Source organism: Chitinophaga sp., from assembly GCF_017745275.1.
Lineage (GTDB): Bacteria > Bacteroidota > Bacteroidia > Chitinophagales > Chitinophagaceae > Chitinophaga.
The window spans coordinates 186,010-212,294 of record NZ_JAGHZS010000008.1; the positions used below are offsets into that span (position 1 = coordinate 186,010).

The 26,285-nt window shown below is 44.4% G+C and carries 19 protein-coding genes; 3 read left to right on the forward strand and 16 right to left on the reverse strand.

Annotated elements, in window-relative coordinates:
* Positions 1–205 precede the first annotated feature (205 nt).
* Positions 206–706 (forward strand): RNA polymerase sigma factor, encoded by a 501-nt coding sequence (locus J7623_RS24060; protein ID WP_291925204.1) that lies wholly within the window; start codon positions 206–208, stop codon positions 704–706.
* A 71-nt stretch (positions 707–777) separates the two neighbouring features.
* On the opposite strand, the gene J7623_RS24065 is transcribed toward J7623_RS24060, so the two are convergent.
* The 13 genes from J7623_RS24065 to J7623_RS24125 all read right to left on the reverse strand — a co-directional run bounded on the left by J7623_RS24065 (position 778) and on the right by J7623_RS24125 (position 20,998).
* Entirely contained in the window at positions 778–1,995 is a 1,218-nt protein-coding gene (locus tag J7623_RS24065) for a sterol desaturase family protein (protein WP_291925206.1), read from the reverse strand.
* 233 nt (positions 1,996–2,228) lie between these two features.
* Positions 2,229–3,641, reverse strand: coding sequence for an RtcB family protein (locus tag J7623_RS24070; protein WP_291925208.1), 1,413 nt, complete (start codon positions 3,639–3,641; stop codon positions 2,229–2,231).
* A 5-nt stretch (positions 3,642–3,646) separates the two neighbouring features.
* Positions 3,647–4,390: a hypothetical protein gene (locus tag J7623_RS24075; protein ID WP_291925210.1), complete on the reverse strand. Its 744-nt coding sequence runs from the start codon at positions 4,388–4,390 to the stop codon at positions 3,647–3,649.
* An 88-nt stretch (positions 4,391–4,478) separates the two neighbouring features.
* Entirely contained in the window at positions 4,479–5,267 is a 789-nt protein-coding gene (locus tag J7623_RS24080; RefSeq protein ID WP_291925212.1) for a hypothetical protein, read from the reverse strand.
* Positions 5,268–5,353: 86 nt separating this feature from the next.
* Positions 5,354–6,418 carry an AAA family ATPase gene (locus J7623_RS24085; protein ID WP_291925214.1) on the reverse strand — a complete coding sequence of 355 codons (1,065 nt, stop codon included), beginning with the start codon at positions 6,416–6,418 and terminating at the stop codon, positions 5,354–5,356.
* A 928-nt stretch (positions 6,419–7,346) separates the two neighbouring features.
* Positions 7,347–7,559: a hypothetical protein gene (locus tag J7623_RS24090; protein ID WP_291925216.1), complete on the reverse strand. Its 213-nt coding sequence runs from the start codon at positions 7,557–7,559 to the stop codon at positions 7,347–7,349.
* Between the two features lie 158 nt (positions 7,560–7,717).
* Positions 7,718–8,284 carry a DinB family protein gene (locus J7623_RS24095; RefSeq protein ID WP_291925218.1) on the reverse strand — a complete coding sequence of 189 codons (567 nt, stop codon included), beginning with the start codon at positions 8,282–8,284 and terminating at the stop codon, positions 7,718–7,720.
* 580 nt (positions 8,285–8,864) lie between these two features.
* Entirely contained in the window at positions 8,865–9,947 is a 1,083-nt protein-coding gene (locus J7623_RS24100; protein ID WP_291925220.1) for a PA0069 family radical SAM protein, read from the reverse strand.
* Between the two features lie 67 nt (positions 9,948–10,014).
* Positions 10,015–11,793, reverse strand: a complete 1,779-nt coding sequence (locus J7623_RS24105) for a hypothetical protein (RefSeq protein ID WP_291925222.1) — start codon at positions 11,791–11,793, stop codon at positions 10,015–10,017.
* A 103-nt stretch (positions 11,794–11,896) separates the two neighbouring features.
* Positions 11,897–13,327, reverse strand: a complete 1,431-nt coding sequence (locus tag J7623_RS24110) for a glycoside hydrolase family 125 protein (protein ID WP_291925224.1) — start codon at positions 13,325–13,327, stop codon at positions 11,897–11,899.
* Positions 13,328–13,535: 208 nt separating this feature from the next.
* A complete protein-coding gene (locus J7623_RS24115) occupies positions 13,536–15,965 on the reverse strand; it encodes a bifunctional YncE family protein/alkaline phosphatase family protein (protein WP_291925226.1) in 2,430 nt (809 codons plus the stop codon).
* A 218-nt stretch (positions 15,966–16,183) separates the two neighbouring features.
* Entirely contained in the window at positions 16,184–19,582 is a 3,399-nt protein-coding gene (locus tag J7623_RS24120; RefSeq protein ID WP_291925228.1) for a methylmalonyl-CoA mutase family protein, read from the reverse strand.
* A 696-nt stretch (positions 19,583–20,278) separates the two neighbouring features.
* The gene (locus tag J7623_RS24125; RefSeq protein WP_291925230.1) at positions 20,279–20,998 is read right to left on the reverse strand and encodes an NUDIX domain-containing protein; all 720 of its coding nucleotides are present in this window, start codon (positions 20,996–20,998) and stop codon (positions 20,279–20,281) included.
* Positions 20,999–21,163: 165 nt separating this feature from the next.
* On the opposite strand from J7623_RS24125, the gene ligA reads away from it, so the two are divergent.
* Both ligA and J7623_RS24135 read left to right on the forward strand, forming a co-directional pair.
* Positions 21,164–23,278 (forward strand): NAD-dependent DNA ligase LigA, encoded by a 2,115-nt coding sequence (gene ligA, locus J7623_RS24130; protein ID WP_291925232.1) that lies wholly within the window; start codon positions 21,164–21,166, stop codon positions 23,276–23,278.
* 77 nt (positions 23,279–23,355) lie between these two features.
* Positions 23,356–23,793, forward strand: coding sequence for a nucleoside deaminase (locus tag J7623_RS24135; RefSeq protein WP_291925234.1), 438 nt, complete (start codon positions 23,356–23,358; stop codon positions 23,791–23,793).
* Here the strand turns inward: J7623_RS24135 and J7623_RS24140 are convergent, their stop codons facing one another.
* The 3 genes from J7623_RS24140 to J7623_RS24150 form a co-directional block, all read right to left on the reverse strand.
* On the reverse strand, positions 23,794–24,723 hold the full coding sequence (locus J7623_RS24140; protein ID WP_291925236.1) for an SPFH domain-containing protein: 930 nt from the start codon (positions 24,721–24,723) through the stop codon (positions 23,794–23,796).
* 150 nt (positions 24,724–24,873) lie between these two features.
* On the reverse strand, positions 24,874–25,089 hold the full coding sequence (locus tag J7623_RS24145) for a hypothetical protein (protein WP_291925237.1): 216 nt from the start codon (positions 25,087–25,089) through the stop codon (positions 24,874–24,876).
* Positions 25,090–25,398: 309 nt separating this feature from the next.
* Positions 25,399–26,103 carry a LuxR C-terminal-related transcriptional regulator gene (locus J7623_RS24150; RefSeq protein WP_291925239.1) on the reverse strand — a complete coding sequence of 235 codons (705 nt, stop codon included), beginning with the start codon at positions 26,101–26,103 and terminating at the stop codon, positions 25,399–25,401.
* Positions 26,104–26,285 lie beyond the last annotated feature (182 nt).

Below are 26,285 nucleotides of genomic sequence, written 5' to 3' on the forward strand. Positions count from 1 at the left end.
TGTGAATTACCTGTTTTGATAAATTACTATCGTTACTTAAACTACCACCGTTTTCATCGATCTAAATACTGGCCTTGGATCAATCGCTTGAGAATCAATTGAAACAACTAAAAAAAGTCATGTTTTAACCGCCCCTTGGCACCTATTCGAATACACCTTTCACCCCTTTCTTTGTTCAAATTAGTTAAGGCAAAAATTAAACATTATGTCGTCTGTTGAATTTAACACCTTGCTTATCGGAAACGCTGATTTCCTGAAACCCTTTGCTTTTACCCTCACCAAAGATGCTGAACAGGCAAAAGACCTTTATCAGGAAACCCTTTTCAGAGCCCTATCTAACCAGGAAAAATACCTGGAAGGCACCAACATCCGCGCCTGGCTATTCACCATTATGCGAAACATCTTTATCAACCACTACCGTAAAAAATTGAAACATCGCATGGTAGCCGAACCAAGCGCGAGCGACTTCTTTATTAATTACCACCAAAGTACCGTTACCAACAAAGCGGCTTCTAATCTACAGATGAAAGATATCCACGTGGCCGTGTATCATCTGCCCAATATCTTCAAAAAGCCGTTTATGCTCTATTATGAAGGCTATAAATATTTCGAGATTGCTAACATTCTACAGGAACCACTGGGCACCATTAAAAGCCGGATACATTTTGCCCGGAAAATACTTAAATCCCAGGTTCCAAGACAATAACCCATATCATGAAAACTAACATGTAAATACCATCCAGCCCGAAAGCAAGCTTTCAGGCCGGACCATCACCGCTATGAACGGTAGTAACCGTATACCAGCCGTAAATAATGCTCTTTCAGGTGAGACTGGAAATACAGTGCAGTTACCATTATCACAGCAGCGGCGCAAAGAACCGCCGGATGCGGCCATATATAATAACCCGCCAGGCTCAATACCAGGTACCGGGCATATTCGAGGTAAAAAACCCACTTCCTTTGCTCCATAATAGCCCCACAGTTGATCAGCGTAAGCACTATCAACAAGGCTACACATACCTGGATGAATACCGGCACATAATGCTCCAATAACAGGAAAGCAAACAACAATACAAGCGTAACAACAATTTGCCACACCACATAATTAAATAACTTAGGCGTTTCCGTTACCTGCCGGTTACGCGCCAGGTATCTGTCTTCCAATATCTGCCGTGCACCCGGATCCACATTGTCCGGCTTGCCAAAAATAATCCGCCATTTGTTGCGCCACCCCTTGGCACGACGAGCGGAATACAGCATTTCCAGTATAAAATGGAAATGCTGCCATAGAAAACTATTGCTCTCCAACGGCTTAGTTAAACCATATACAGGCTCCTCTTCCTCCTTGACAAATGTGCCGAATAATTTATCCCAGATAATAAATACATCTCCATAATTCTTATCCAGGTACTGCGGGTTACTGGCATGATGCACCCGGTGATGGGAAGGCGTTACCAGGATATACTCCAGGATACCCAGCTTTCCAATAGTACGGGTATGAATAAAAAACGGATACAGCCCATGCACCAACAACATACTGGTGATCATCGCCGGAGGGAAACCAATCACCGGCAATATGGCCCAGAAACCTGTTCTGATAAATGCCTGGAATACCGTAATTCGCGCAGATACCGTATAATTAAACTCCTCACTCTGATGATGTACCACATGCGCACACCAAAACACCGTCACCTCATGCGCTAACCGATGATACCAATACCAGATAAAGTCTGTACAAATCAATAACGCCACCCATAACAACACACTGGCTTTGATATCAAATATGGCATAGTGACGATACAGGTAATCATATAAAAAATAAAACAACCCCACCGTGAACGTATCCAGCAAACGTTCAGCAATACCCACACTCAGGTTAGTAATCGAATCATTAAACTTAAAATAGTTTTTCCCCTTTTTACGTGATACGAGGTACTCTAACCCAATGAACGTCAGGAAAAACGGGACAGCCAATGCCAGGTAGTTTAAATGCACTTGATTAAATTTTAAATTCGGAAATCCTCGATTGTTAAACATAGGCGTATACACGGCGCCAGCCCGCGTATAGGTTTCATAATTCAGGTTCTGGTGGTGGTAAACTGGCACAATAATAAGTAATAAAAATCAATTATCCTACTATTTTAGTAGACTAAAATAAAAAGAGGAAACGAAAAGCGGGAAACAACTTTCGTCATCTCCCGCCCTCGCGTCATTGCATCTATTCTTTACTAGTCTTCCGCAGGCCCTCCATCCGCCATTCTTACCACTTTTGGTACAAAAGTACCTATCACCTCCACCAACGCTGATTGAGCTGCCATCACTGTATTAATATCTTTATAAGCACCCGGCGCTTCGTCCAGTCCACCGCCTATCAGGGTTACACCGTGTTCTTTCAATACGTCTTTCATTTGCTGATCAGTAATGTTTTTTTGTGCCTGCGTGCGCGACATCATCCGCCCTGCTCCATGCGAAGCAGATTGCAAGCTGGTGACCTCACCCTTTCCACGCACAATAAATCCTGGCGCCGTCATAGAACCGGGAATCACGCCCAGCACACCTTTTCCTGCCGGTGTAGCCCCTTTACGATGCACAATAACTTCTTTACCCTCATACATCTCCTTCCACGCAAAATTATGATGGTTCTCTACTCTTGCCAGCAAAGTAGCCCCCATGGCAGTTATCAGCCGTTTATGAATCAAATGGTGACAGGCAGATGCATAGTCGCCCGCCAGGTTCATTGCCAACCAGTATTCCTGACCCGCTTCCGTATTCAGATCCAGGTACGCCAGGTGTCCTGCATGCTGCGGCAACGGACATACATCTTTCGCCACCTGGGTATAATGGCCCGCTATCTGCGCCCCAAGTCCTCTTGACCCCGAATGCGATAGCAAAGCCACATAGTTACCAGGCACTAACCCCCATTCATTATTTACATCCGAAATAGTAGCAATCCCCCATTCTACAAAGTGATTACCGGAACCAGAAGTACCCAGCTGACCAGCAGCCTTGTCCAACAGATTCTTTACAAAACGGATTTCCTTAAATTCACTTCTTTCCAATACCGGGTCCGGCTCTCTCTGCTTCCATTCCACACCGGCACCAAACTTCGTCCAGTTTACCAGCTGCTTCTTGTAAGCAGCATCATTCGTCAATAGCGACTGCTCCGGCAAATCCAGTATACTCAAACACATACGACATCCAATATCCACACCCACACCATAAGGGATCACCGCATTATCTGCGGCTAATACCCCGCCAATAGGCAACCCGTATCCCTGGTGAGCATCCGGCATCAACGAACCTGCAACGGCAACGGGCAAACGAACGGCATTATTCAGTTGCTGTATCACACCATCTGCAATATTGTCCGCACCAAAAACAGCATAAGGCACCGGCGTTTCACGCAACGGAATTTCTTTTGGCGCCACTGGCATCAACAACTGTTCTGCTACCGGTCCCAGCAACGCATCATTTACATATGCGTCAGGATCCGCCAATACTTCCTTCAGGAGATCTATGGCTTCATCACGGGTCAGGTGACTGAAATGTTCGTCCATCACCTTCATGGCTAAACGAAATACAGGACTTTTTGGGTAACCTATTTCCAGTAAGGTTTTACCACCTACTTTGAAATTTGACATATGGATTAAATTTTATCGTACCATTCTTCCTGCAACATTTGTTGCAGGGTTCTTTTTTTAATATACTTCCCTTTTTCGGCGGTCAGCCAGCCGTACCATCGGTACACTTTTCCGTCAGTTAGCTTCCTTATCTTCTTCTCCAGGAAATGTGCCTGCAGATAGTTGCGTAACTGATCAATCTGAGAGAGTAACTCCGGCATCATCGCCCTCGTTTTCGTGATCATATTCGGTCTTACACGTAATACAAAACGCCATGATTCCCTAAATACCATCCTCTTTTGCGGCACAAGGCCGTTCTTGTAAAAAAAATAACGCTCCTCAAAACAGGCGGCCTCCTTCTCTGTTAACTTCAACTTTGCAAAGTGGTCTACATCTGGCTGCAGCAGTTGCTGTTCTCTTACAACTAACTTCTTCCGGCCATGAGACCGCTTCTTTACTTTGAAATCTTTCCGATGACTATATTCATAAGTGTTTATTTTCTTCAATAACTCCTCATAGAAAGTAGCATTTCTGCCCTTTGCTACATCATCCCTTAATACAAAGAAGCGCTTGTAACCTTTCATTACCGGAGGTTCCAGCGGAACATATCCACGCTTGCTCCAGGTATCCCATAACGCTTTTTCTTTTCTATGTAAACTTAACAGTTGCTTTTCAAACTGTGTACGTGCATCACGTATTCTTCTCCTGGTAGTTCTTATTCGTGATGCTGCAATATAGTTTTCAATTTCCGTTTGTACCGGATTGTCCATAACCAATGATTCATTTCCCACTTAATAACTTTCACCAGGTGGTGGAAGCGATTACTCAAGCTGTTGTATATGGACGTTTGATTTTTTTTCATGATGAATATCTTTTAAGGTTAACAAATATTTTTCCGCCAATGCCTTCTTCCAGATCCTGTTTCATGAACCTGTAAGGCAGCACATGTCTATCTACCAGAAAACGACCCTCGGGATCATACCTCCATTCCTTGCGACGGCTGATATATTTTCCATACACCAATTTACCAAAGCGTGGTCTGAGGTTATTTCTATCCAGGAAATCATCTATTTCATCCATCCTGGATTCCAACTCAGGGGCATGGATCCACTGCTGTGTAATCCAATTGGGTCTTACTCTTAATATAAAGCGCCAAGGGTCTGTAAAAACATACTTCCTTACAGGCTTTCCACTTCGCTTATCAATTTTTATCCACTCCTCAAAATATTGAAGCGCACGCGGGCTAAAATCCATTTTCTTAAACTCCGCTTCTGTTGGCTCATATAGTTGCTGCAGGAAGTCAGCATACCTGTGCCTCCTTTTGTAGCGCTTACTTACCCTAAAACCCTTCTCTGCACACCAGTTCGTGGTATTAATTTTATCCAGGATTCCCTGAAAAAAAGTGGCATCTCTACTTCTGGCTACATCGTCTCGTAATACAAAGAAGCGATTATAGCCTTTCATAACGGGCGGCTCCAGTGGCACACAACCACGATTCCGATAAGCTTTAGATAAAGCGTCTTGTTCCCGTTTCAGGCGTAGCAATGCCTTATCCTGTGCCTTTATGGCAGCACGCTTTCTTTGCCTCCCAGTTCTGATGCGTGACATTAACAGTATGTCAGATACTGCTGAATTTTCTTTCTTCATAATACATGTTTAGGTATCCGATCGGAACTCCCTTAACATGCTGATGTAGATGAATAACCAGTTTCTTTTGTCAGTCATATTTTTATTTATGCGGTTTCTTCTAAAACATCTCTTCTAAATCCAATCACGTGTTGCTTTCTTTCAAACGAAGGCTCATGTTGATTGGCTATCTCTGCTACGGTCATGGGTTTATTAATAACAGTATCAAATCCCATGTGCTTAGATAACGCCTGCGCTTTCTCCACCGGCAACCGCTTAAATTCATACTTGGCAATTAAGCGACCCTTACGCAACAATGCGCTGTCTATCGCCGATAAATCACTGTTGAAAGAACATACCAATTGTATATTCAAACAATCCGCCAGCAGTCCATCAGACAGGTTGAGCAAATTGGATACAGATGAATTACCTGAGAATTTACGATCCATAATCACGTTCTCTGCATCTTCTATCACCACTACGCAATTAGGATTATCAATCAGCAATTCCATGAATTCAGGATTCATGATATTCGTAGCCAGATCCGGCGAAACGAATAATACCCGCTTTTTGATCCGGCCAATCAGGTAACGCAGATAAGTGGTTTTTCCTGTTCCCGGTAAGCCATGCAGCAATACAATACCCTTATCTTTATCCTTCTTTAACCGCTGCTGTATTACCTTATCTATCTCCTTAAAATCATCTTCATAAAACATACCTATGTCCAGGCGGGTACGTTTTATTTCCAGGCTTTTCAGTTCCAGTCCTTTGCGGCCACTGGTGATCAGGTTTATTTCATGTGGCTCCCTGCGCTGCTTTTCTTTATAACGTGTAACCATTTCCGTTATCTCCGTTACAAATGCAGGTATGGATCCATTATGCAATATTTCACACCAGGAAAGCCAAAACACTACGATGCAGTTATTATTCAACACCATCAGTGTTTGATTATGCTTGTACTTTTTCTTCTTGTTATCATAATCCGTGTACCGGTGTGTGTGCGTTATCATGCTTTCGTACTTTTTAGCGAAAGCTGCCGCTGCTTTTTCGGTATCTACTTCATAGATATTATTAATATCCGGGATGGCGTTGAAATACATGGTGTACACACCTCTCGGATCAAACTGCTCTCCATCCGTGATATCGATATTATTGTTAACAGTATATTTCATGTTACGTTTTCTCTTTTTATAAATGCTCCCGATTGATAAAGATTTACCAGGGCGCTGCGGCCCCGGGTAAATCTTTGTTATCATGGGGGTAAATTACAAGTTATCCTTTTGATAACCTGATTGTTGGGGATTAATTGCAAACAGAGACGAAAAAAAATATTTTTAAAAGGAGATGAAAGCGGAGCAGGATTACTCCGCCTGCCTGTTTTTATATGTACCTCCTCAAATAATCTCTTTATTGCCAATAAAAAAACCCGGCCTGTTTTACACGGACCGGGCTACTAACGTTAACGTATCTATCACGTTAAGGCATACCTCGGCCATGTAGCATCCAATGCTGGAATGCTATCCTGGAACCATTTACTGTGGCGGATCTGAACCCGTTTTGTAATTGCCGGCGAATTCATTATCACTATAAAACGACAACAAAAAAGCCCGGATCCATGGACCCGGGCTTCTGTTATTTTTACAAATATCTATTAGCTACCTGTAAACATAAAACGCCCGGAACCCGCTATCGCCTTGCGTGCCGCAAGGAAGTGCGTTGTCCATATATAAATTCAAGCGTTTCATTTTTATCAGTTTACTTTTTGTTTTATTATCAATTTTAACGATGCAAAGATAACAGCATATATTTCGATATTGCAAATTTTTAACAAAATATTTTCAAATATTTTTTCTATGCTCTCTTAAGCAATACTTTTTGCGTTGTAAAATCTGCCGCTGCATCTATTACCTGTAGCAGGTTTCCTCAATTTGCTACCAATTCGAAACTATTCTTGTAGACTTTCCTGATAGGTAGCTTCAGTTTATCTGCTTCCACTGTAGCTTTTACAGTAAATGAACCACAGGCGTTATCTATACTGCGATTTAACTTATCTACTCCTTTCAGCGTATAGCCTTTAGAGATAGTTACTTCAATGATATTTTAAAAACTGCGCGCATAAGGCATGTAGATATCTACCTTGCGATCACGTTGCTCCAGCTTGATTTCAAGTTGGCCACCTATTAACTTGCCCGTTTCCAGGATATTGTTGTTACCTGCATGTTTCAGCGGGCCATCCAGTATGAAATTGGTATGGTAAACAAAGTCTGGATCATTATGCTGTAATCCCATTTTATCAACACCAAAAGAAATCACTTCTTTGGGAGTTATATCAAATTGCCCTTTTTAATTTCCTCTGTAAAATAATCCTTTTGTGCCTTATACGCCGCAGCAAAAAGCCGGAAGCGTACCTGCTTCCGGCTTAAATACCAATCGGGACTAACAAATACAGATGATGGTGGTCGACCTTAAAATTAAATCAATACCGCATTCTCTTCGTATTCCCTTTCCAGTCGTTGCATCTGACGGATATGCCGTTCGATGTGTTTGGTGAGGAAGTAGATGTATTGGTATATATCGAGTTTTCCCAACTGGTTAACAGACATATTGGTGAATACGAGTACTCCTTCTCCGTTTTTCAGGAGAGACAGGTTGTACATGCATTGCGCATATTGCTGTTTCAGGAGGGCTTTTACCTCTTGTATATTTTTAAAACCGGTAGGTTCCATATGTTCGGGTCTTACCCAGCCAAAGGATTTGCTGCCGATTACGTCTATCTGGTCAAACTTATCCTGGTAATCCGCCGGAATGATAACGGTATGGCCGGACTTTTTACGTTCCAACGCGCGGCGGGTACTTTTGTTAATGATCAGGAGCAGGAAGTAGTTGGTGAGCGTAATATGCTCCAATACTTCTCTGATGTTCCACTGATCGCGGTCTGGTTTGAAGTGCAGTAATGCCTGGTCTTTTTCAAACCATTGATCCAACTCCCTGAAATTGGTGAGTAAGGCCTCTCTTACAACTTGAATAACGTTTCTCATCATCTAACGTTTTTGGGATTATGCACTTGCTGTTTACTTGTAAAATGGGTTAGCGCATAACTTCATTTAAAAAATACATTGTTTGCCATCTTTATGCCAGATTTTCGCCACAAAAAAACCCGGCCGTATTTACGGACCGGGACTAAATAATGTAGAGGTTTAGCTCACACTACCGCATACCATGTCCGTATGGCTTTATTAAAGGCAAAGCCATCCCGTTTGCACCGTGAGGTGCATTTTTTTGTATTACAGTTATCTTTTGAAATTCTGTCAATGTCGTCATTTCAGTACTGCTTCAAAAGCAAAAAGTCCCACACTTGTTCTAGTGCGGGACTTTTGTTTATATCGTTTGATAACTTTTTCTATCGTTAACAATCGGTGCAACACGCCCGCAATCTGGCCTTGACCTGCTTTTGCTTGCAGGCCATCGCTGAAATCTCGTATGTTGATATAAGTTGCACAGTTCTTTTTTGTTCTTGGAACAAAGGTAATTTTTATTTTTTTTATTACACAATAAAACACCCTACTTTTTTCCCAGACTTAACAATTAGTTTAAAGTGTAACTAATTTGCCGGGAAAATCAGAACAAAGTTAATTGTGCATTTGGCCTGCGAAACGCGTCTGTATTGAATTCGAAGCGTTCCTGGTTCATGCCGTTCTTCTTTGTATGTAATTTAAATTGCTGCCTGATGATATCTGCCACATTTCCATCTCCCCTCATTCTCCGTCCAAACTCGCTGTCGTTCACCTGTCCGCCGTGCAGTCCCTGAATCATGTGCCATACCTTATCTGCCCGGTCCGGGAAGTTTTTATACAGCCAGTCATTAAAGATGATCTTCACCGCATCGTTGAGGCGTACCACGGTATAGCCGGCATATTTAGCACCATTGGCCGCTGCGGCTTCCAGCAAGCGGGGAATTTCCTGGTCGTTCAGTCCGGGGATAATAGGAGCTGTCATAACGCCAACGGGTATACCAAGATCACTCAGCTCTTTCACTACTTTGAGCCGTTGAGCAGCAGTAGCTGTACGGGGCTCCATTTTTTGCCGCAGGTCTTCCTGCAGCGTGGTAATGGAAACGTATACGCATACCAGGTTTTCCTGGGCCAGCTGCTGCAACAGGTAACGATCCCGCAATACCAATGAGTTTTTAGTGATGATACCTACCGGCTGCTTATACTCCACCGCCACTTCCAGCAGTTGACGGGTCAGCCACATCTTACGTTCTATGGGCTGATAACAGTCAGTATTGCCTGACAGGGAAATAGGCTTGGGTACCCAGTTCTTGTTGTCCAGGAACTTGCGAAGCAGGGCGGGCGCATTATGCTTCACAATGATTTTGCGCTCAAAATCAAGACCGGCGCTCAACCCCCAGAACTGGTGGGAGTTACGGGCATAACAGTAAATACAGCCATGCTCGCAGCCCTGGTAGGGGTTCATGGAAAACCACATCCCCACATCCGGACTATCCACTTTGTTGACAAGGGTTTTGGCATGTTCCTCAAATATCTGGGTCGGAACATCCGCCTGCCACCATTCGTCAATACCCTCTGCATGTTCCTGCGCATATTCGTCCGTCAGATATTTATTCTTTGGATTGATCTGTGCCCCGCGGCCTTTATAATATTGAGGCGCTGGCTCTCCTTCCTGGAACGGCAACGTCATAACTAAATATTTTAGTAAAACTACTAAAATATTTAGTTATGACGTAAAATTTGTTTTGTTCACGCAACTAGATGATCTCCATCTGTTTCATCAGGAAGGTGGCGTTTTTATTGCGCGCTACCCCTTCCCGGATGCGATAATCAAAGTAGAGGTGATGCTCCTGTATGGTGCTTTCAAAGCAATAATTGCGGATCTGGTTGGGGTAAGCGGCCTCCAGTTGTCCCAGCTCCAGGTCATGCGTAGCAATCATGCCCAGGCAGTTATATTGCAGGAAATGCTCAATCAGGCTACGGGAGCCGGACAACTTATCTTCCGAGTTGGTGCCTTTGAGTATTTCATCTAACAAAATAAATACCCGCTCCCCTGTTTTCAGTTGACGGATAATATGCTGCAGGCGCAACAGCTCCGCCTGGAAATATGAAGTATGACTGGCAATAGAATCCTTGATACGCATGGAAGTCATGATATGCATAGGGCTAAACTGCAGGCGGTCTGCGCATACCGGCGCACCACACATGGCCAGCAACAGGTTAGCACCCACGCTACGCAGGAAGGTACTTTTTCCGGACATATTGGATCCGGTAATGATCAGGAAGCTGTCTTTTCTACCGGTACCGCCATCATTCTTCACGCATTCATCGGCAGGTATCAGCGGATGCCCCAGCGCAGTAGCTTCCAGCACCCGTGCTTCCTGCGGCTCCGGCCAGGTAAACTGCGGATGATTATACGCATAGGTAGCCAGGCTATTCCACATTTCAAACCGGGTAATCACATCAAACCAGTTGGTGATATGCCCCGTGTGCTGTTGCTTCCAGCGTTCCAGGCGAAGTATACAATGGAAATCGTACAACATCAGGGAGTTAAGCACGATTCCTACCAGCAGGTTCAAACGCTGGTCAAAGGCGCCGCTTACTTTAGCCAGCCCTTTCAATGCCATATCCGCCTCTTTCGCAATTTCCTGTTGCTCCCGTAACAACCGGGATTGCCTAAAATCACCGCCCTTGATGAGATGCAACAAAATGGAGAACTTATCCAGTATGCGTTCTTTGTGAGAAATAAGTACATACTGCGCCATGATCTCCTTCTGATTTACGCCCAACAGGATCCAGTTAAGTATGATCATGGTGGTGAGCAGGTAATACTTCCCACTGTAAATACCATATACCAGCGCAGCCACTACCAGCGCCGGGCTTGCCCATATCGCCACTTTCACCAGCTTATTATTGATAAAGCGGAAAGGCATATCCAGCCATGCTACAATCTCTTTACGATCACTTTCTTCTTCTTTAGCCAATATCGCATTAGCAGTCAACTGTTGCCGGAACTCCAGTTCAGGCGCCAATACTTTCAAAGCTTCCTGTGTATCCAGTATAGTAGCAATATCTTTCAATGGATTACGCAACGCCGCCGCTAGCATTCGTTTGCCGGATAAGGTACCTGTTCTGTTGAGATGCTGAAAGATAGAAGCCGGTCCAAATACATCCAGGTCGCTGGTAAAATCATGTTTGTCGTCTGCAAATTCATTCCCGTCTTCGAAGTCCGACTGCCAGGTAGTGACCAGCTGTAACTCTTTCCTGTTCAATGCCAGCAGGGTTTCAAACAATTGTAGTTTTTGCAACGCTTTTGTGTAAAGGATCAATAACCGCGCAAAGGCGATGATGCCAGCAATTCCCAGCACGATCCAGGTGGCTGTCCACCCGTTACGGAACAGCTGTACCATACTGGTGGCTATCACTAAAAAGCTGATTAACCGCGCCCAGGATAACAGGGAGGTTAAATTTTTTTCCTTCTTCATCGCTTCATCAAACTGTGCTATCCTTTGCTGGTAAATACTTGCTGCAATCATTGCTACTTAGGTTTATTGAAAAAAAATCAGGGATTTCATGATTTATGTTCACAATTTATTGAACATACCTCACAAAATCCCTGATTAAAGTTATCCGGATAAATTATGCGTATTGTCTTTTCAGCAGATCAGGATATTCCTCACTTACTTTCAGAATCAGCTCACCAAACAAGGTATTCACCCAGGCGAACCAGGCACGGGTATATTTGGTAGGATCATCTTTATGATAAGATTCATGGATAAATCCGGTATTACCGTCGGTGTTGCGCAGGGTTTTAATGCAGCCGGCAATTTCTTCCTTATCATGACTGGTTAATGCTCTCATGATAATACTCATTGGCCAGATGTAGTCGGTGCCGGTGTGTGGACTACCTACTCCATCGCCATATTTACCTCTGTAGAACCATGGCTGGAAGTTGCTCCACACAAAGTGACGGGAAGCCTGGTACAGCGGATCATCGATGCCGGTATAGCCCAGGTAAGGAATAGACAGCAGGCTCGGTACGTTGGTATCGTCCAGGAATAAACGATTACCGAAGCCATCTACTTCAAAGCCATACATCATGCCCAGTTTGGGATGATCAACAATAGCGTAGGCTTTAATTGCTCGGTCTACTTCATCTGCCAGTGCCGTACATTCTTTGGCAAAAGCAGTGTCTTTATAAATGGTTTCGCTGATTTCCGCCAGTTGACGCAGGGATACTACGGCAAACATATTGGAAGGAATCAGGAATGGGAATACAGTAGCATCGTCGGAAGGACGGAAAATAGACACAATCAGGCCTACCGGTGATATGGGGTTACCCCAACCGCCATTGGCTACAGTATCTGACTGTACAGCAGACACACGCTGGAATTTGTAAGGGCCGGGACCATCTTTACGTTGTTGTTCTTTGAACGTTTTCACGATCAGTTGTGCGGCCTGTTTATATTTCGCATCAAAAGGCGTGTTGTCGCCGCTGATTTTCCAGTAGTGATAAGACAACCGCACTGGATAGCACAGGGAGTCTATTTCCCATTTGCGCTCGTGCAGTTCCGGTTTCATTTGCGTAAGGTCTTTCTCCCATTCGCTGCCAGTGGGACCTTCGTTAAAGGCGTTGGCATATGGGTCGATGAGGATACATTTTGTTTGGCGGTTAATAACGCCCACTACCATGTCTTTCAGTTTGGCATCCTCTTTTACCAGTGGCAGATAAGGCCATACCTGGGCAGAAGAATCACGCAGCCACATAGCGTTGATATCGCCGGTGATAACGAAAGTATCCGGTTTACCGTTTTCAGTTTTGAAACTAACGGTTGTATCAAGTGTATTAGGGAAACAGTTTTCAAACAGCCAGCCCAATTTGGTATCTGCAATCTGCGCTTTCACTTTGACGATGGTCTTTTCCACGGCTTCGCTGGTAAATTTCCGCTTGGCCAGTGGTGGGCGCTGGGAGGTATATCCGTTCCAGCCAAATACTGTTTTGGGCAGTCCCAGCCCAACAGCGCCTGCTACCAGGGCACCGCTTTTTAGAAAATCTCTCCTTGCAACCATAACGTTTTTTGAATTTAGGAACCCCTAAAATAGAAAAGTTTCTGGTATTTGCTTAATCGATTTATCAAAAAGAGCAGAAAGCAGAAAGCGGAAAGCAGAAAGCTATTGTAGCGGATGATAAAACTGTGAGATCAAATATCAGGTGTTGGTCATCCCCAACAATAGCTTTATGCTTTATGCTTTCCGCTTTTTGCTTTCTGCTTCACTATCAATCATCTTCATCAGCTGTTGCCTGCAGCTTTACAAAAGCACTTCTGCGAGGGGCGGGCATTACCGCATGTTCACCATGAATAGCCTTCCACACTACTTCATTCAATTCCAGGTCAGGAACCCGGTCTTCATGCGCCAGATCAAAATTAGCAGACCTACGCGCACTTTCATTCCAGGCTACATTTCTTTCGTTGATATCCACTTGTGCAGGCAATACGGTATAAGGTGTTACATCAGGTGTAGCTCCGAATAGTTCCCACATCGGCGTAGCCGCCGCGTCATACTGACTCATGGGCGGCAGGCCCAATATCAGCTCTATGGTACGCAGCATTCCTGAAGTGGAGTACATGGTATGATTAACACTGTTTCTTTTGATGTAGGGACTTATTACATACGCCGGGGAACGGTGTGCATCCACGTGGTCAGGGCCATTCTGGGCATCATCTTCCAGGATAAAAATGGCGCTTTCCTTCCATATCTTACTATGGGAGATGTAATCCACCAAACGGCCCACCGCCAGATCGTTATCTGCCACGGCTGCATAAGGTGAATAAGCGCCTTTCCTCATACCGCTGGTATGGTCATTACCCAGGCGGATACTATTGAAACGGGGCACAGCATCTATGGCCAGCAACGAATCGAAATCATGCTGCCACAGTTGCTGCCGGAACACGTCCTGGATACTTAGATCAAAATAAGGATATACCCTGCAGTAATTATTTTCGAGAGATGGCAACGCGGCTTTGAGCGTACCGGCAAATTCGCCATAGGTACGATAGGTCACCCCAGCGCGCTGGCAATAATCCCAGATAAAGCCTTTCTTGGGATAAGCTATTTTACGGCTTCCTTCATAGTCATAAGTGCCACCACGGCCACCATAACTGGTAGGCCAGGTCTTCTCTACATAGTCAGTGGCATAGGCCGCAGTACTCCAGTTATGACCATCAGCGCTGACTTCTGCATCTACATAAAAATTATCCAACAGCACAAAATCACGGGCTATACGATGTAGATTAGGGGTAATGCGTTCCGGAAAAATACATAAGCTGCTATCACCATTACCGCCGGGCATATCTCCCAATACCTGGTCGTAGGTGCGGTTCTCTTTGATAATGTAGAAAATATATTTAATCGGAGAGGTTTGTCCGGCGCCCCGTGGAATGGGATTGCCCGCTTCACCAGCTGCCATATTCTCTTTGGCTTTTGTATACGGTGTGTTTTCATATACCAATCCCGACCAACGATTCAGCATCGCCTCCCCCGGTTCATTGAATATCGATAACGTGCCTTTAAACAAACCGCCAATATACTGTACAGGCCTGTCTTTCCGCGTATTGGCCTGATGCGATCCACTCTCTTCTTTTTTATTGATTGGATTAGGGCCATCAGGATTTGCCAACGAAGTAAATCCTTTACCATTAGCTACCAATATCTTTTTACCGGCAACTCTTACACAGGTAGGATACCAACCTACCGGAATAAATCCTTTGGATTTACTTTTACCCGGTGTACTAACATCAAACACTGCCAGGCAGTTGTTATCCGCATTGGCAATATACAATTGCTTATTGTTGGCAGACAGCGCCAACCCATTGGTAGTAGAGCCGGTCAGTGCATCCGGATACAATGCCGTTTGCAGTAACTCCATTACCTGCTGGTTGCCCGTATTGATAACCGCTACTGAATTATCATTGGCATTAGCCACGTACAGGTACTTTCCGTTCGCGGATAATATCATCTCGTTCGGGTGACTACCCACCGGAATAGTGCTGCTTATTTTCCCTGCAGCAATATCAAATACGGCTACTGCATCACCGCCCCAGAGTGAAATATACAGGCGGTCTTTTTCTTTAGACAGCAGTACTGTATAAGCTTCCGCCGCTAAGGGAATATGCGAGATGACTTTGTTTTGCTGCAGATCAATTACATATAAGCTGTTGTTTTCCTTGGTAGCTACGTATAGCCGGTTACGTGATGGATCTATCGCGATACCGGTAGGACAAATTTTTTCTTTCGGCCAACCAGCTCCTAAGCGTATGGAATCTGTTACGGCTAATTTATTATTGTTGATGCCGTATTGCCATATCACATTATCATTTCCGCCCGAAGCATAGAGTTTCTTTTCATCTTTGCTAAAAGCCAATCCCAACCAGGATTTCGGAATGGTTACTTCATCCAGTAACCGTTCTTTGGCTACATCTATCAACTGAATAGTTTGACGACTTTGCCCGTTGTTCGTCACCGCCAGGTATTTACCTGAAGGCGATAGTATCATATTCAACGGCAAATCACCCAGTGGCAAAGATCGCCCTACCGGCGTCAACGCCCATCCATTAGGCAATGTAATGCGTTTGGCTACCGTGTCTTTTACTTGTGCTGTTACCTGCCAGCCCGCCAACACCATCAAAGCAAAAAGAATTCTTTTCATAGCGATTACGATAAGTGAAGCTGTAAAAATAGGATGCTCATAGCGTGTAAGATAGAGAGACGCTAAAAGGTAATACTAATATAACTTAAAGAGCTGAAAGCTAAAAGCATAAAGCATAAAGCTATTGTAGCGAATGATAGAAGCGTAGAATTAAATTTCCGCTTTGGTCATTCGCTACAATAGCTTTATCCTTTCTGCCTTCAGCTTTATGCTCTTAATTACATATTTCTGCGGTATTGTCCGCCTACTTCATAGAGTGCATGTGTGATTTGTCCGAGAGAACAGTGTTTCACGGTTTCCATCAGTTCTGCAAACAGGTTACCATTGGTAACAGCTACCTGTTGCAACTGCTTTAGTGCCGCAGCACTCTTCTGCTGATGCCTGTGCTGGAAGGCTTCCAGGGTATGTATCTGGAATTCTTTTTCCTCAGTGGTAGAGCGGATTACTTCTGCCGGAATAATGGTTGGAGAACCATTTTTATTCAGGAAGGTATTTACGCCTACAATCGGGAATTCGCCGGTATGTTTGAGGGATTCATAATACAGGCTTTCTTCCTGTATTTTATTCCGCTGATACATTCTTTCCATAGCGCCTAACACGCCACCACGTTCGGTGATGCGGTTAAACTCACTGAGTACGGCTTCTTCCACCAGGTCTGTCAGCTCTTCAATGAAGAAGGCGCCCTGTATTGGGTTTTCGTTCTTAGCAGTCCCTAATTCGCGGTTGATGATTAACTGGATGGCCATTGCACGTCTTACACTTTCTTCTGTAGGCGTGGTAATCGCTTCATCGTAGGCATTGGTATGCAGGGAGTTACAGTTATCGTAGATGGCATACAAGGCTTGCAGCGTGGTGCGGATATCGTTGAAATCAATTTCCTGCGCGTGCAAACTGCGGCCGGATGTCTGGATATGATATTTCAGCTTCTGTGAGCGGTCGTTTCCTTTGTACTTATACTTGATGGCTTTGGCCCAGATGCGACGGGCTACACGGCCTATTACCGCATATTCAGGATCCATACCATTGCTGAAGAAGAACGACAGGTTAGGTGCGAAATCATCGATATTCATGCCACGGCTCAGGTAGTACTCTACATAAGTAAATCCATTGGCCAGTGTAAAGGCCAACTGTGTAATGGGATTAGCTCCTGCTTCCGCAATGTGGTAACCGGAGATACTTACTGAGTAGAAGTTACGCACCTTCTCCCTGATGAAATATTCCTGCACATCACCCATTAATTTCAGGGCGAACTCGGTAGAGAAGATGCAGGTATTTTGTGCCTGGTCTTCTTTCAGGATATCGGCTTGTACCGTACCGCGCACGGTACTCAGCGCATGGGCTTTTATTTTTTCGTAAACATCACGCTCCAGTACTTCTTCTCCGGAGATGCCAAGCAGGTTGAGTCCCAGACCATCATTGCCTGCTGGCAGGTCGCCATTGTAATGTGGCAACGGATGATCTTTGAACTTTGTTTTTATCAGGGCCTGTACTTTTTCCGTGAGGCCATTTTCTTTGATGTATTTTTCGCACTGCTGATCAATAGCGGCATTCATAAAAAATGCCAGCAAGATGGGCGCCGGGCCATTGATCGTCATCGACACGGAGGTCTTGGGATCGCAGAGATCAAAGCCGCTGTATAATTTTTTAGCATCATCTACGGTAGCGATGCTCACACCGGAATTACCTACTTTACCGTAGATGTCTGGTCTTACTGCAGGATCTTCGCCGTAGAGTGTTACGCTGTCGAATGCAGTAGACAACCGCTTTGCCGGCTGATCCAGGGATACGTAGTGGAAACGTTTATTGGTTCTTTCCGGACCACCCTCTCCTGCGAACATGCGGGTAGGATCTTCTCCTTCTCTTTTCAGCGGGAATACACCGGCAGCATAAGGGAATTCGCCAGGCAGATTTTCGGTGAGCTGCCAACGCAGGATATCACCCCAATCTTTATACTTCGGTAAACTCACCTTTGGAATTCTGCTATGGCTGAGGCTTTCAGAGAAGAGTGGTAATTTAATCACCTTATCCCTTACCTGGAATTCGTAAAAATCAGCGGTATATTTTTGTTGCAGGGCAGGCCATTCGTCCAGCAGCTTTTTGCATTCCGGATGCAGGGATTTCTCCAGGTGTGCTTTCACATCTGCGAGCGAGTCTGCCAGTTGAGGCTGTAAAGCGATTACACCCGCGATCTGGTACAGTTGACTGGCAATTTTACATTGCTCGTCGGTGAACTTGCTGTAGTCGCCAATGGCTTCTGCTATTTCAGCGAGGTAGCGTACCCGTGCCGGCGGAATGATCTGTGATTTGGTAGAAGTAGACTTCACGCTTTCATGTGCCATCGGGCCAAAACTGGCGCCTGTCTTCTCTTCTACTTTTTCCATCACTCTTTCAAACAGCAGGTTGATACCTGGGTCATTGAATTGTGAAGCAATGGAACCTACTACCGGCAGGGATTCTTCTTTGGCATCCCAGAGACCGTGGTTACGTTTATATTGTTTACGTACATCGTGCAGGGCATCGAGGGCGCCGGCTTTGTCGAATTTATTGATGGCAATCACATCAGCGTAGTCCAACATGTTGATTTTCTCCAACTGGGATGCAGCGCCATACTCCGGCGTCATCACATAGAGGGATACATCGCAATAGTCGGTGATAGCGGTATCGCTTTGACCAATACCGGATGTTTCCAGGATAATAAAGTCGAAAGCTGCCAGTTTGCAGATGTCGATAGCTTCCTGTATATGTTCGCTGATGGCTTTATCGCTTTCGCGGGTAGCCAGGGAGCGCATGTAGGCGCGTGGGTGATGAATGGAGTTCATGCGGATACGATCACCGAGCAAAGCGCCGCCTGTCTTCTTTTTAGAAGGATCTACCGAAATCACCGCCACCGTTTTATCCGTGCTGTGATTCAGGTAGCGGCGTACCAGTTCATCGGTAACGCTACTTTTACCAGCGCCGCCGGTGCCGGTAATACCCAGTACGGGTGATTTCTCCGGGTTATCTGCTGTGTGGGTGATATGTGCTTCGCCCTCATTCACGGTAACGGCCGTTCTGGCCTTCTGTCCTTTGAGCAGTGCTACCGGCAGATCATTTTCAGCGAGGCTGATAGATCGTGCAATGATTTTAGGGTTTTTCTCTTTTTGCAGTTGCGGGATGTCTTCCACATTGCCGCCGGCAGTGAGTGGTGTTACCGCAATATCACATTGGCGGATCAGGTCTTCGATCATGCCTTCCAGGCCCATTTGGCGGCCATCGTCCGGGGAATAGAGCCGGGCAATGCCGTATGCATGCAGTTCTTCAATTTCTACCGGCAGGATGGTGCCGCCACCTCCTCCAAAGATTTTAATATGACCACAACCTTTCTGCTGCAGCAAATCATACATATACTTGAAGAACTCTACGTGTCCTCCCTGGTAGGAAGTGACCGCGATGCCTTGTGCATCTTCCTGTATAGCACAGTCTACAATTTCAGCAGCGGAGCGGTTATGCCCCAGGTGAATCACCTCGGCGCCCTTGGCCTGCATAATGCGGCGCATAATATTGATGGCCGCATCATGACCATCAAATAAAGCAGCTGCCGTTACAATACGAACCTTATGTTGTGGTGTATAAGACATATAAATAACCGGTTTTATTCACGCAACGGAGCAAAGAGGCAAAGACGTAAAGAAAACTTCTTGTATGATCAGGCAGCGCGCTTTGTGCGCTTAACTCCTTTGCTCCTTTGCGTGAAAACGCAAGTTACGGAAAAACCAGCTGAACTGCCGGCATAGCGCGGGTTTCCCCAGAAATAGAATTGATTAAACGAGTTCCTTTTTTTGTTGCAAATTTTTTAACCGATTCCGAAATCGCTTAGTATTTCCCTAAAACAACTTTCCCCTGTACAATGCCTGTACAAGGGAAAGCGTAAAGTAAGACACAAGGCAGTAATGCTTAGCAGTCTTATGATTCATAACGTGGAACTATAAAATCAACTATTGATGAATGATTTTGTAGTCAATAAATCTCATTTAGTGGAATTTCTATATACAATAAAATACTGTGAAAAAAATCTTCGTGCGACTCGTCTTTATTTTGGTTTTCTATCCTGAAAATAAGTTGTTTTCTAGGATGTGTATATCTTACACAATCTTAATTAAAATTTTGTTAAAAACAAACTTTTTTTTCCTTTCGGTAGAAAATTAACCTTGCAATTTTATAGCAGGGCACAGATAGGCAAACCCTTATTGGAAAAGGATTTCCTTCTCACGTAAATGATCAGAAATAAAGTAATGTGAGAATGTGTAGGCTAAAAAAGTACCACCCGGGTGCTATCAGAAGCCGATACCCAGGTAACGCTTCTTACGTTGTTCGTATTTATCGAAATTAAATTTGTAGAGCTTGGCAGGACGATGCGGTACATCTTCCTCTTCTTCATTCAAATCCATCAGTAAATCCATGGATAAAAACTTCTTACGGAAGTTGCGCCGATCCAGTTCCATATCCAATATAGCTTCATAGAGATTTTGCAATTCGCGCAGGGAAAACTTGCGGGGTAACAGGTTAAAGCCGATTGGCTGTACCAGCACCTGCTGCTTCAGGCGTTCATGGCAGGTATCCAGTATCTGCTTATGGTCAAAAGCCATCTCCTGCAGATCTTTTACGCTATGCCAATGCAGTTCATTGTTATGCAGCTTCAGCTCCACATGCTCTATATTAACGAGCGAGTAGTAAGCCACAGTGATCACGCGTCCCGCAGGATGCCGCTGAATAGCACCAAAGGTTTGCACCTGTTCCATATACACGTCGTCAAGGCCGGTACGGGCTTTCAATACCCGGTAAGCGGCTTCGTCCAGCTCTTCGTCCGGCCGTACAATATCGCCCAGCAGCGACCACTTACCTTTGAACTCTTTGAGATCCGACTCAATCAATAATACTTTCAGCTCATCGTTGTTAAAGCCAAAGATCACGCAGTCTACAGATATGGCTACTTTGAAGTAATCCTGTATCTCTACAAGATGCGTATTGATGTTCTTGGTGTACATAGACATCATAAGGAACGTGGAATTACAGTAAAACGCGGTTAATGTTGTTCACGTAGAATTATCATCAAATGAAAGAAAAAAATATCACATTTAAAACAAAAAACCCTGAATTTTTTAGAGACACATTCCTAACCTGAAAGATAAGTTTAAATTTACGGTTCAGTTTCACATATTATGTACACAAAGGAGATAGAAATAACCCTGGCGCAGCTGGCCAAAGATCTGCTCAGCCGCTTACAACAGCAACAGCTGTTGCAATCCATTGATGAAACCCTGGACGCACTTCGCCGGGTAATCAGTTACAACGACTGGCGTTACTACGTACAAAGCGAACCTGTAATCAGCGATTATGAATATGACCAGCTATTTGCCTGGCTTAAAAAGCTGGAACAGGAACACCCGGAGCTGATCACCGCCGACTCTCCCACCCAACGCGTTGCTAAAGGCCTCACCAAGGAATTTGTGACCGTACCTCACCTGGTACCGATGCTCAGCCTCGAAAACTCCTACAATGCCGATGACCTGCTGGACTGGGACCGCAAAGCCCGTGAAGCTTCCGGCCTGGCGGAGATAGAATACTGCATTGAGCCCAAGTTTGACGGCGCCAGTATTTCTCTTATCTACGAAAACGACCAACTCACACGTGGCGCCACCCGTGGCGATGGCGTAGCAGGAGAAGATATTACTGTTAACATTAAGCAAATCCGCTCTATCCCCCTGTCTGCCAGGTTCTCCAAATACGGCATTCACCAGATAGAAATCCGCGGAGAAGTGCTGATCAATAAAAATACCTTTGCTGCCTTCAACGAAAAACGTATTGCCGATAACCTTCCACCACTGGCGAATCCACGCAATGCCGCATCCGGCTCCCTCCGGATGGTAGATCCAAATGAAGTGGCAAAACGCGGACTCGAAGCTTTTTTATATCACATGAGCTTCCACACCATGAATCCCGGACAAACAGAACCCGCTGCACTGACCACGCATAGCGGTACCCTGGAACTATTGTCCACACTCGGCTTCAGAAGCCCTGCCAAAGAAAAGAAAGTAGTAAAAGGAATACAGGCTGTCATCGATCACTGTCTTTGGTTTGAAAATGAACGCGACAACCTTCCGTATGAAATAGATGGCATGGTAGTAAAAGTGAATGACTACCAGCTGCAGGATAAACTGGGTATGACCACGCACCACCCACGCTGGGCCATTGCTTATAAGTTCAAAGCCAGGCAGGCTACCAGTAAGCTACGCGCCGTTGAGTTCCAGGTAGGCCGCACCGGCTCTATTACACCGGTTGCCAAAATTGATCCCGTACCTATTGGTGGTGTTACCGTAGGTTCCATTTCCCTCTTTAATGAAGAAGTGATTAAGGAAAAAGACCTGAAACTGGGAGATATGGTGCTGGTTGAAAGAGCAGGAGATGTAATTCCTTATATCGTTAAGTCTGTTGCCGATTTAAGAGATGGTACTGAACAGGATATCGTGTTCCCCACGCACTGCCCGGTATGCCACGACAAGCTCGTAAAACCGGCAGAAGAAAGTGTTTGGCGTTGTACCAACATTAACTGTGAAGCACAGGTAGTGGAAAGAATGATTCACTTTGTGAGCAAAGATGCCATGGACATCAAAAGCTTTGGTGAAAGCAATGTGCGGAAATTCTTTTCATTAGGACTGCTAAAAGAAATTCCAGGTATCTATGAACTGGACTTTGAAAAAATAGGGCAACTGGAAGGATTTGGAAAGAAATCACTGACTAACCTGGAAACCGCCATCGCACAGTCTAAAACGCAACCACTGCACCGTTTGATTTTCGGGTTAGGCATTCGCTACGTAGGTGAAACCACCGCTAAAACACTGGCCAATGCAGTGACACATATCATGGATTTGCAAAACTGGACAGAAGAACAAATCCTGGCTTTGGAAGATATAGGTCCTAAAGTAGCTGGTTCTATCCGGTCGTTTTTTGCCAATGCCGATAATATCGCGATGCTGAACAAGCTGGCGGCATTGGGTATCAACATGGAGAACACCAAAAAATCATCTAACGAATCGGGGAATCTCAGCGGACAAACCTTCCTGTTTACCGGCACCTTGCACAAGCTAAAACGTAGTGATGCAGAGGAGCTGGTAGAAAAAGAAGGAGGCAAAATAGTCAGCGGCGTAAGCAGCAAACTCAACTACCTGGTAGTAGGAGAAGAAGCTGGCAGCAAACTCGAAAAAGCCAAAAAGATCAACACCATTAAAATACTCACAGAAGAAGAATTTATTCAACTGCTGAATATTAACATCTAACTCAGTACTACCATTCCCGTTAGCTTTTAGCTGTTCCGATCAGCTAAAAGCTAATGGCTAAAAGCTAACAGCTATATATGACCGATGAACATTTTATGCGGCAGGCGTTGCAGGAAGCACGCAAAGCCTTTGAAGACGGAGAAGTACCTATTGGTGCAGTAGTGGTATTGAACAACCGCATCATTGGCCGTGGATATAATCATGTAGAAAGATTAAACGACTGTACCGCCCATGCAGAGATGATTGCCCTTACCGCGGCATTCAATACACTGGGTAGTAAATATTTGATGGAGGCAACATTGTATGTAACTGTAGAACCTTGTTTGATGTGTGCGGGCGCCCTTTACTGGAGCAAGATTGGAAGGATTGTATATGCGGCGGCAGATGATAAGAACAGCTATCGCAGAGCTACCGGTGACCGGTCTCCGTTTCATCCTAAAACGAAACTGGAAGCCGGTCCATGCAGCGAAGAAAGTTTACAGTTAATGAAAACTTTCTTTGAACAAAGAAGATAGTTATTTCTTGTTGGCGTCCATGATTTTGTTCATACCCATCATTTGTTTCATGGTATGATCCATTCCTTCTGAAGAGCCATCCAGGAAGATGACATTTCCTTTTGAGTTTTCAGCGAAGTGCTTGATCGCCTCTGTCCACATGGAAAAGAGAATCACAGAGGTATCAAGATTGGCTTGCTGCATTTCTTTAGCAGCCATGCTCATACCTTTGGCTACTTCTTCCCGGAATAAAGCCACACCCATACCACGCAACTGAGCGGCCTGGCGCTCTGCTTCCGCGGCAATTTTGATGGCATTACCATCTGCTTCTGCTGCTTTGGTTTTGGTGATCAGCAAGGCCTGTCCTTCGTTTTCAGCAGCAGCCTTCAGGTTATTGGATGCTACCACCTGCGCCATAGACTTCATGATAACTTCATCAAAAGTGATATCATTCATTTGCAGATCCAGCAGGTGGAAACCCCATTCCTCCAGGGTTTTATCGATCTGCTCTTTTACGTGTTCGGTAATATCTTTACGCAGGCCCAGTACTTCTGCCTGTCTTTTTGTGGCTACAAATCCGCGGATAGATCCTTCAATAGTGCGTACCAACGCCTGCATGAAGCTTCTTTCATCCATAAATTTAAAGGCCACATTTTTAAGTGTTTCTTCCTGTTGATTCCACACCGCGTATAACAACATTGCTTTGAAATACACGTTGGCCTGATCAATTGTAATGGCCTGAAACTCCAGCTCTACGGACCTGTTCTGAACAGATACTCTTTTAAATACCTTTTCAATCACAGGTATTTTAAAGTTAAGACCAGGATATAAGACCCGGTTGTATTTTCCGAAGATGGTGGTTACAGCAATGTTTCCCTGTTGTACGGTCACAAAGCACGACATGACAACTGCAAACAGCAGTATCAAAACAATAAGCAAGTACACATTCATAGTATATCTGTTTAGATAGGATTTGAGCTAGTAAATATACTGAAAATAAAATGGAGCTAAGGTTGGGGAAGCTGCAGAAAAGAACAATGGATGAAAGCTGAGCTTAAAAACACAACGAATGAATATTAAAAAAGCTTAGTCAGTGATCCTTTATATTCTTTGTTTTCTTCTGAAGTAGATAAAAACATCATCCAGTTCTATTTGCTTTAACTGATAGGCGAGCCTTGTTCTAAGGTCTTCTGTTTCATCTTTTATTTTCCTGTACTGGTCTTTCAGGATTTCATAACGAGCTACAATTTCTTCAGCAGAGGCAGTTTCCGCCAGTTGCAAAATATTAAATGCTCTTTCCTCGGTTATCATAGTCATAGGGGGATTTCGGCTAGTTATTTCATACCGGAATGTTGTCAAAAACACTCGTAATATTTATTTCGCAATATTTAATTCACAAAATTAGTGGACTTTGAAAGACGGGCAAATACCCAAGCTTGGGTATTTTTGAAAAATTTAGCAAATTTTAGCAAAAATCTTTTTAACAAATCTTTAAGCTAGTCGTAGGTTTAACAGGAAAGCATTATTTGTAATTACGACTGCTAATGATCGCAGTTAAACGAAAACAAGTGGCATATTTCCAGGTCGAGACAAGGTCAATAACTAATACTATCTTCTCCTTTCTACTTATTCAAATCCTATCTTGCGTGCAATGGTAACCAACTCCGAGGTGTTGCGTACTTTCAGTTTCAGGCGGATATTTTTACGGTGTGTTTCTACGGTATAACGGCTAAGGTTCAACGAATGTGCGATCTCTTTGTTGTTAAGCCCTTTTACTGCCATAGCCAGTACATCTTTTTCCCGGGGAGTGAGCTTATTAAACAGGTTTTCATTCTGCCGGCGCAGAATAGCACTGAGGGCTTCCGACAATTGTACATTGGTATCAATAGCATCTGTGAGGTCGAGAAAAGCACAGAGTATTTCTACCACTCTCCCATTATTATCGTGCGTAAAAGGCACTTCCAGGCCAATCAGCCAACTGTAATCTATTTCACCTTTCTTACGTATCCGCGCCAGGCCGCCAAACTGCGCCTTGTTATTAATAAACGATTGCTGGGCTATGGCCGCCAGTTTAAAATCTTCCGGGTGCATAATGTGCCGGAAAAACTCCATGCCCATTCCCGCCATTTCTTCCGAAGAAAAACCTACGGTTGCTGCCAGGCGATCATTACACCAGGTAACAGATTTATTGTTATTATCATAGCTGTAAATCATTGCGGGAACATGATGGAGAACGCTTTCCAGCCAATGAATACGATTTCTTAGCAACTCATTTTCCTTTTGTAAGGCATTGAGGGAAAAATTTTGCCCTGAGTCCGAGCCTGTCTGCATACTATACGTTTTAAACAAACAATAGGTAAACAACGATCAAGCACACACGAAATATGCCTATATGTTACGTCCTGTTAAACCGAGTACCCGTAAATATAAAATAATTTTCCATATGATCAAGTCCTGGTAATGGCCGATTTCATGATTTTGCTCTTTGCTTATTGGGTTTTGCGGGTTTAAAT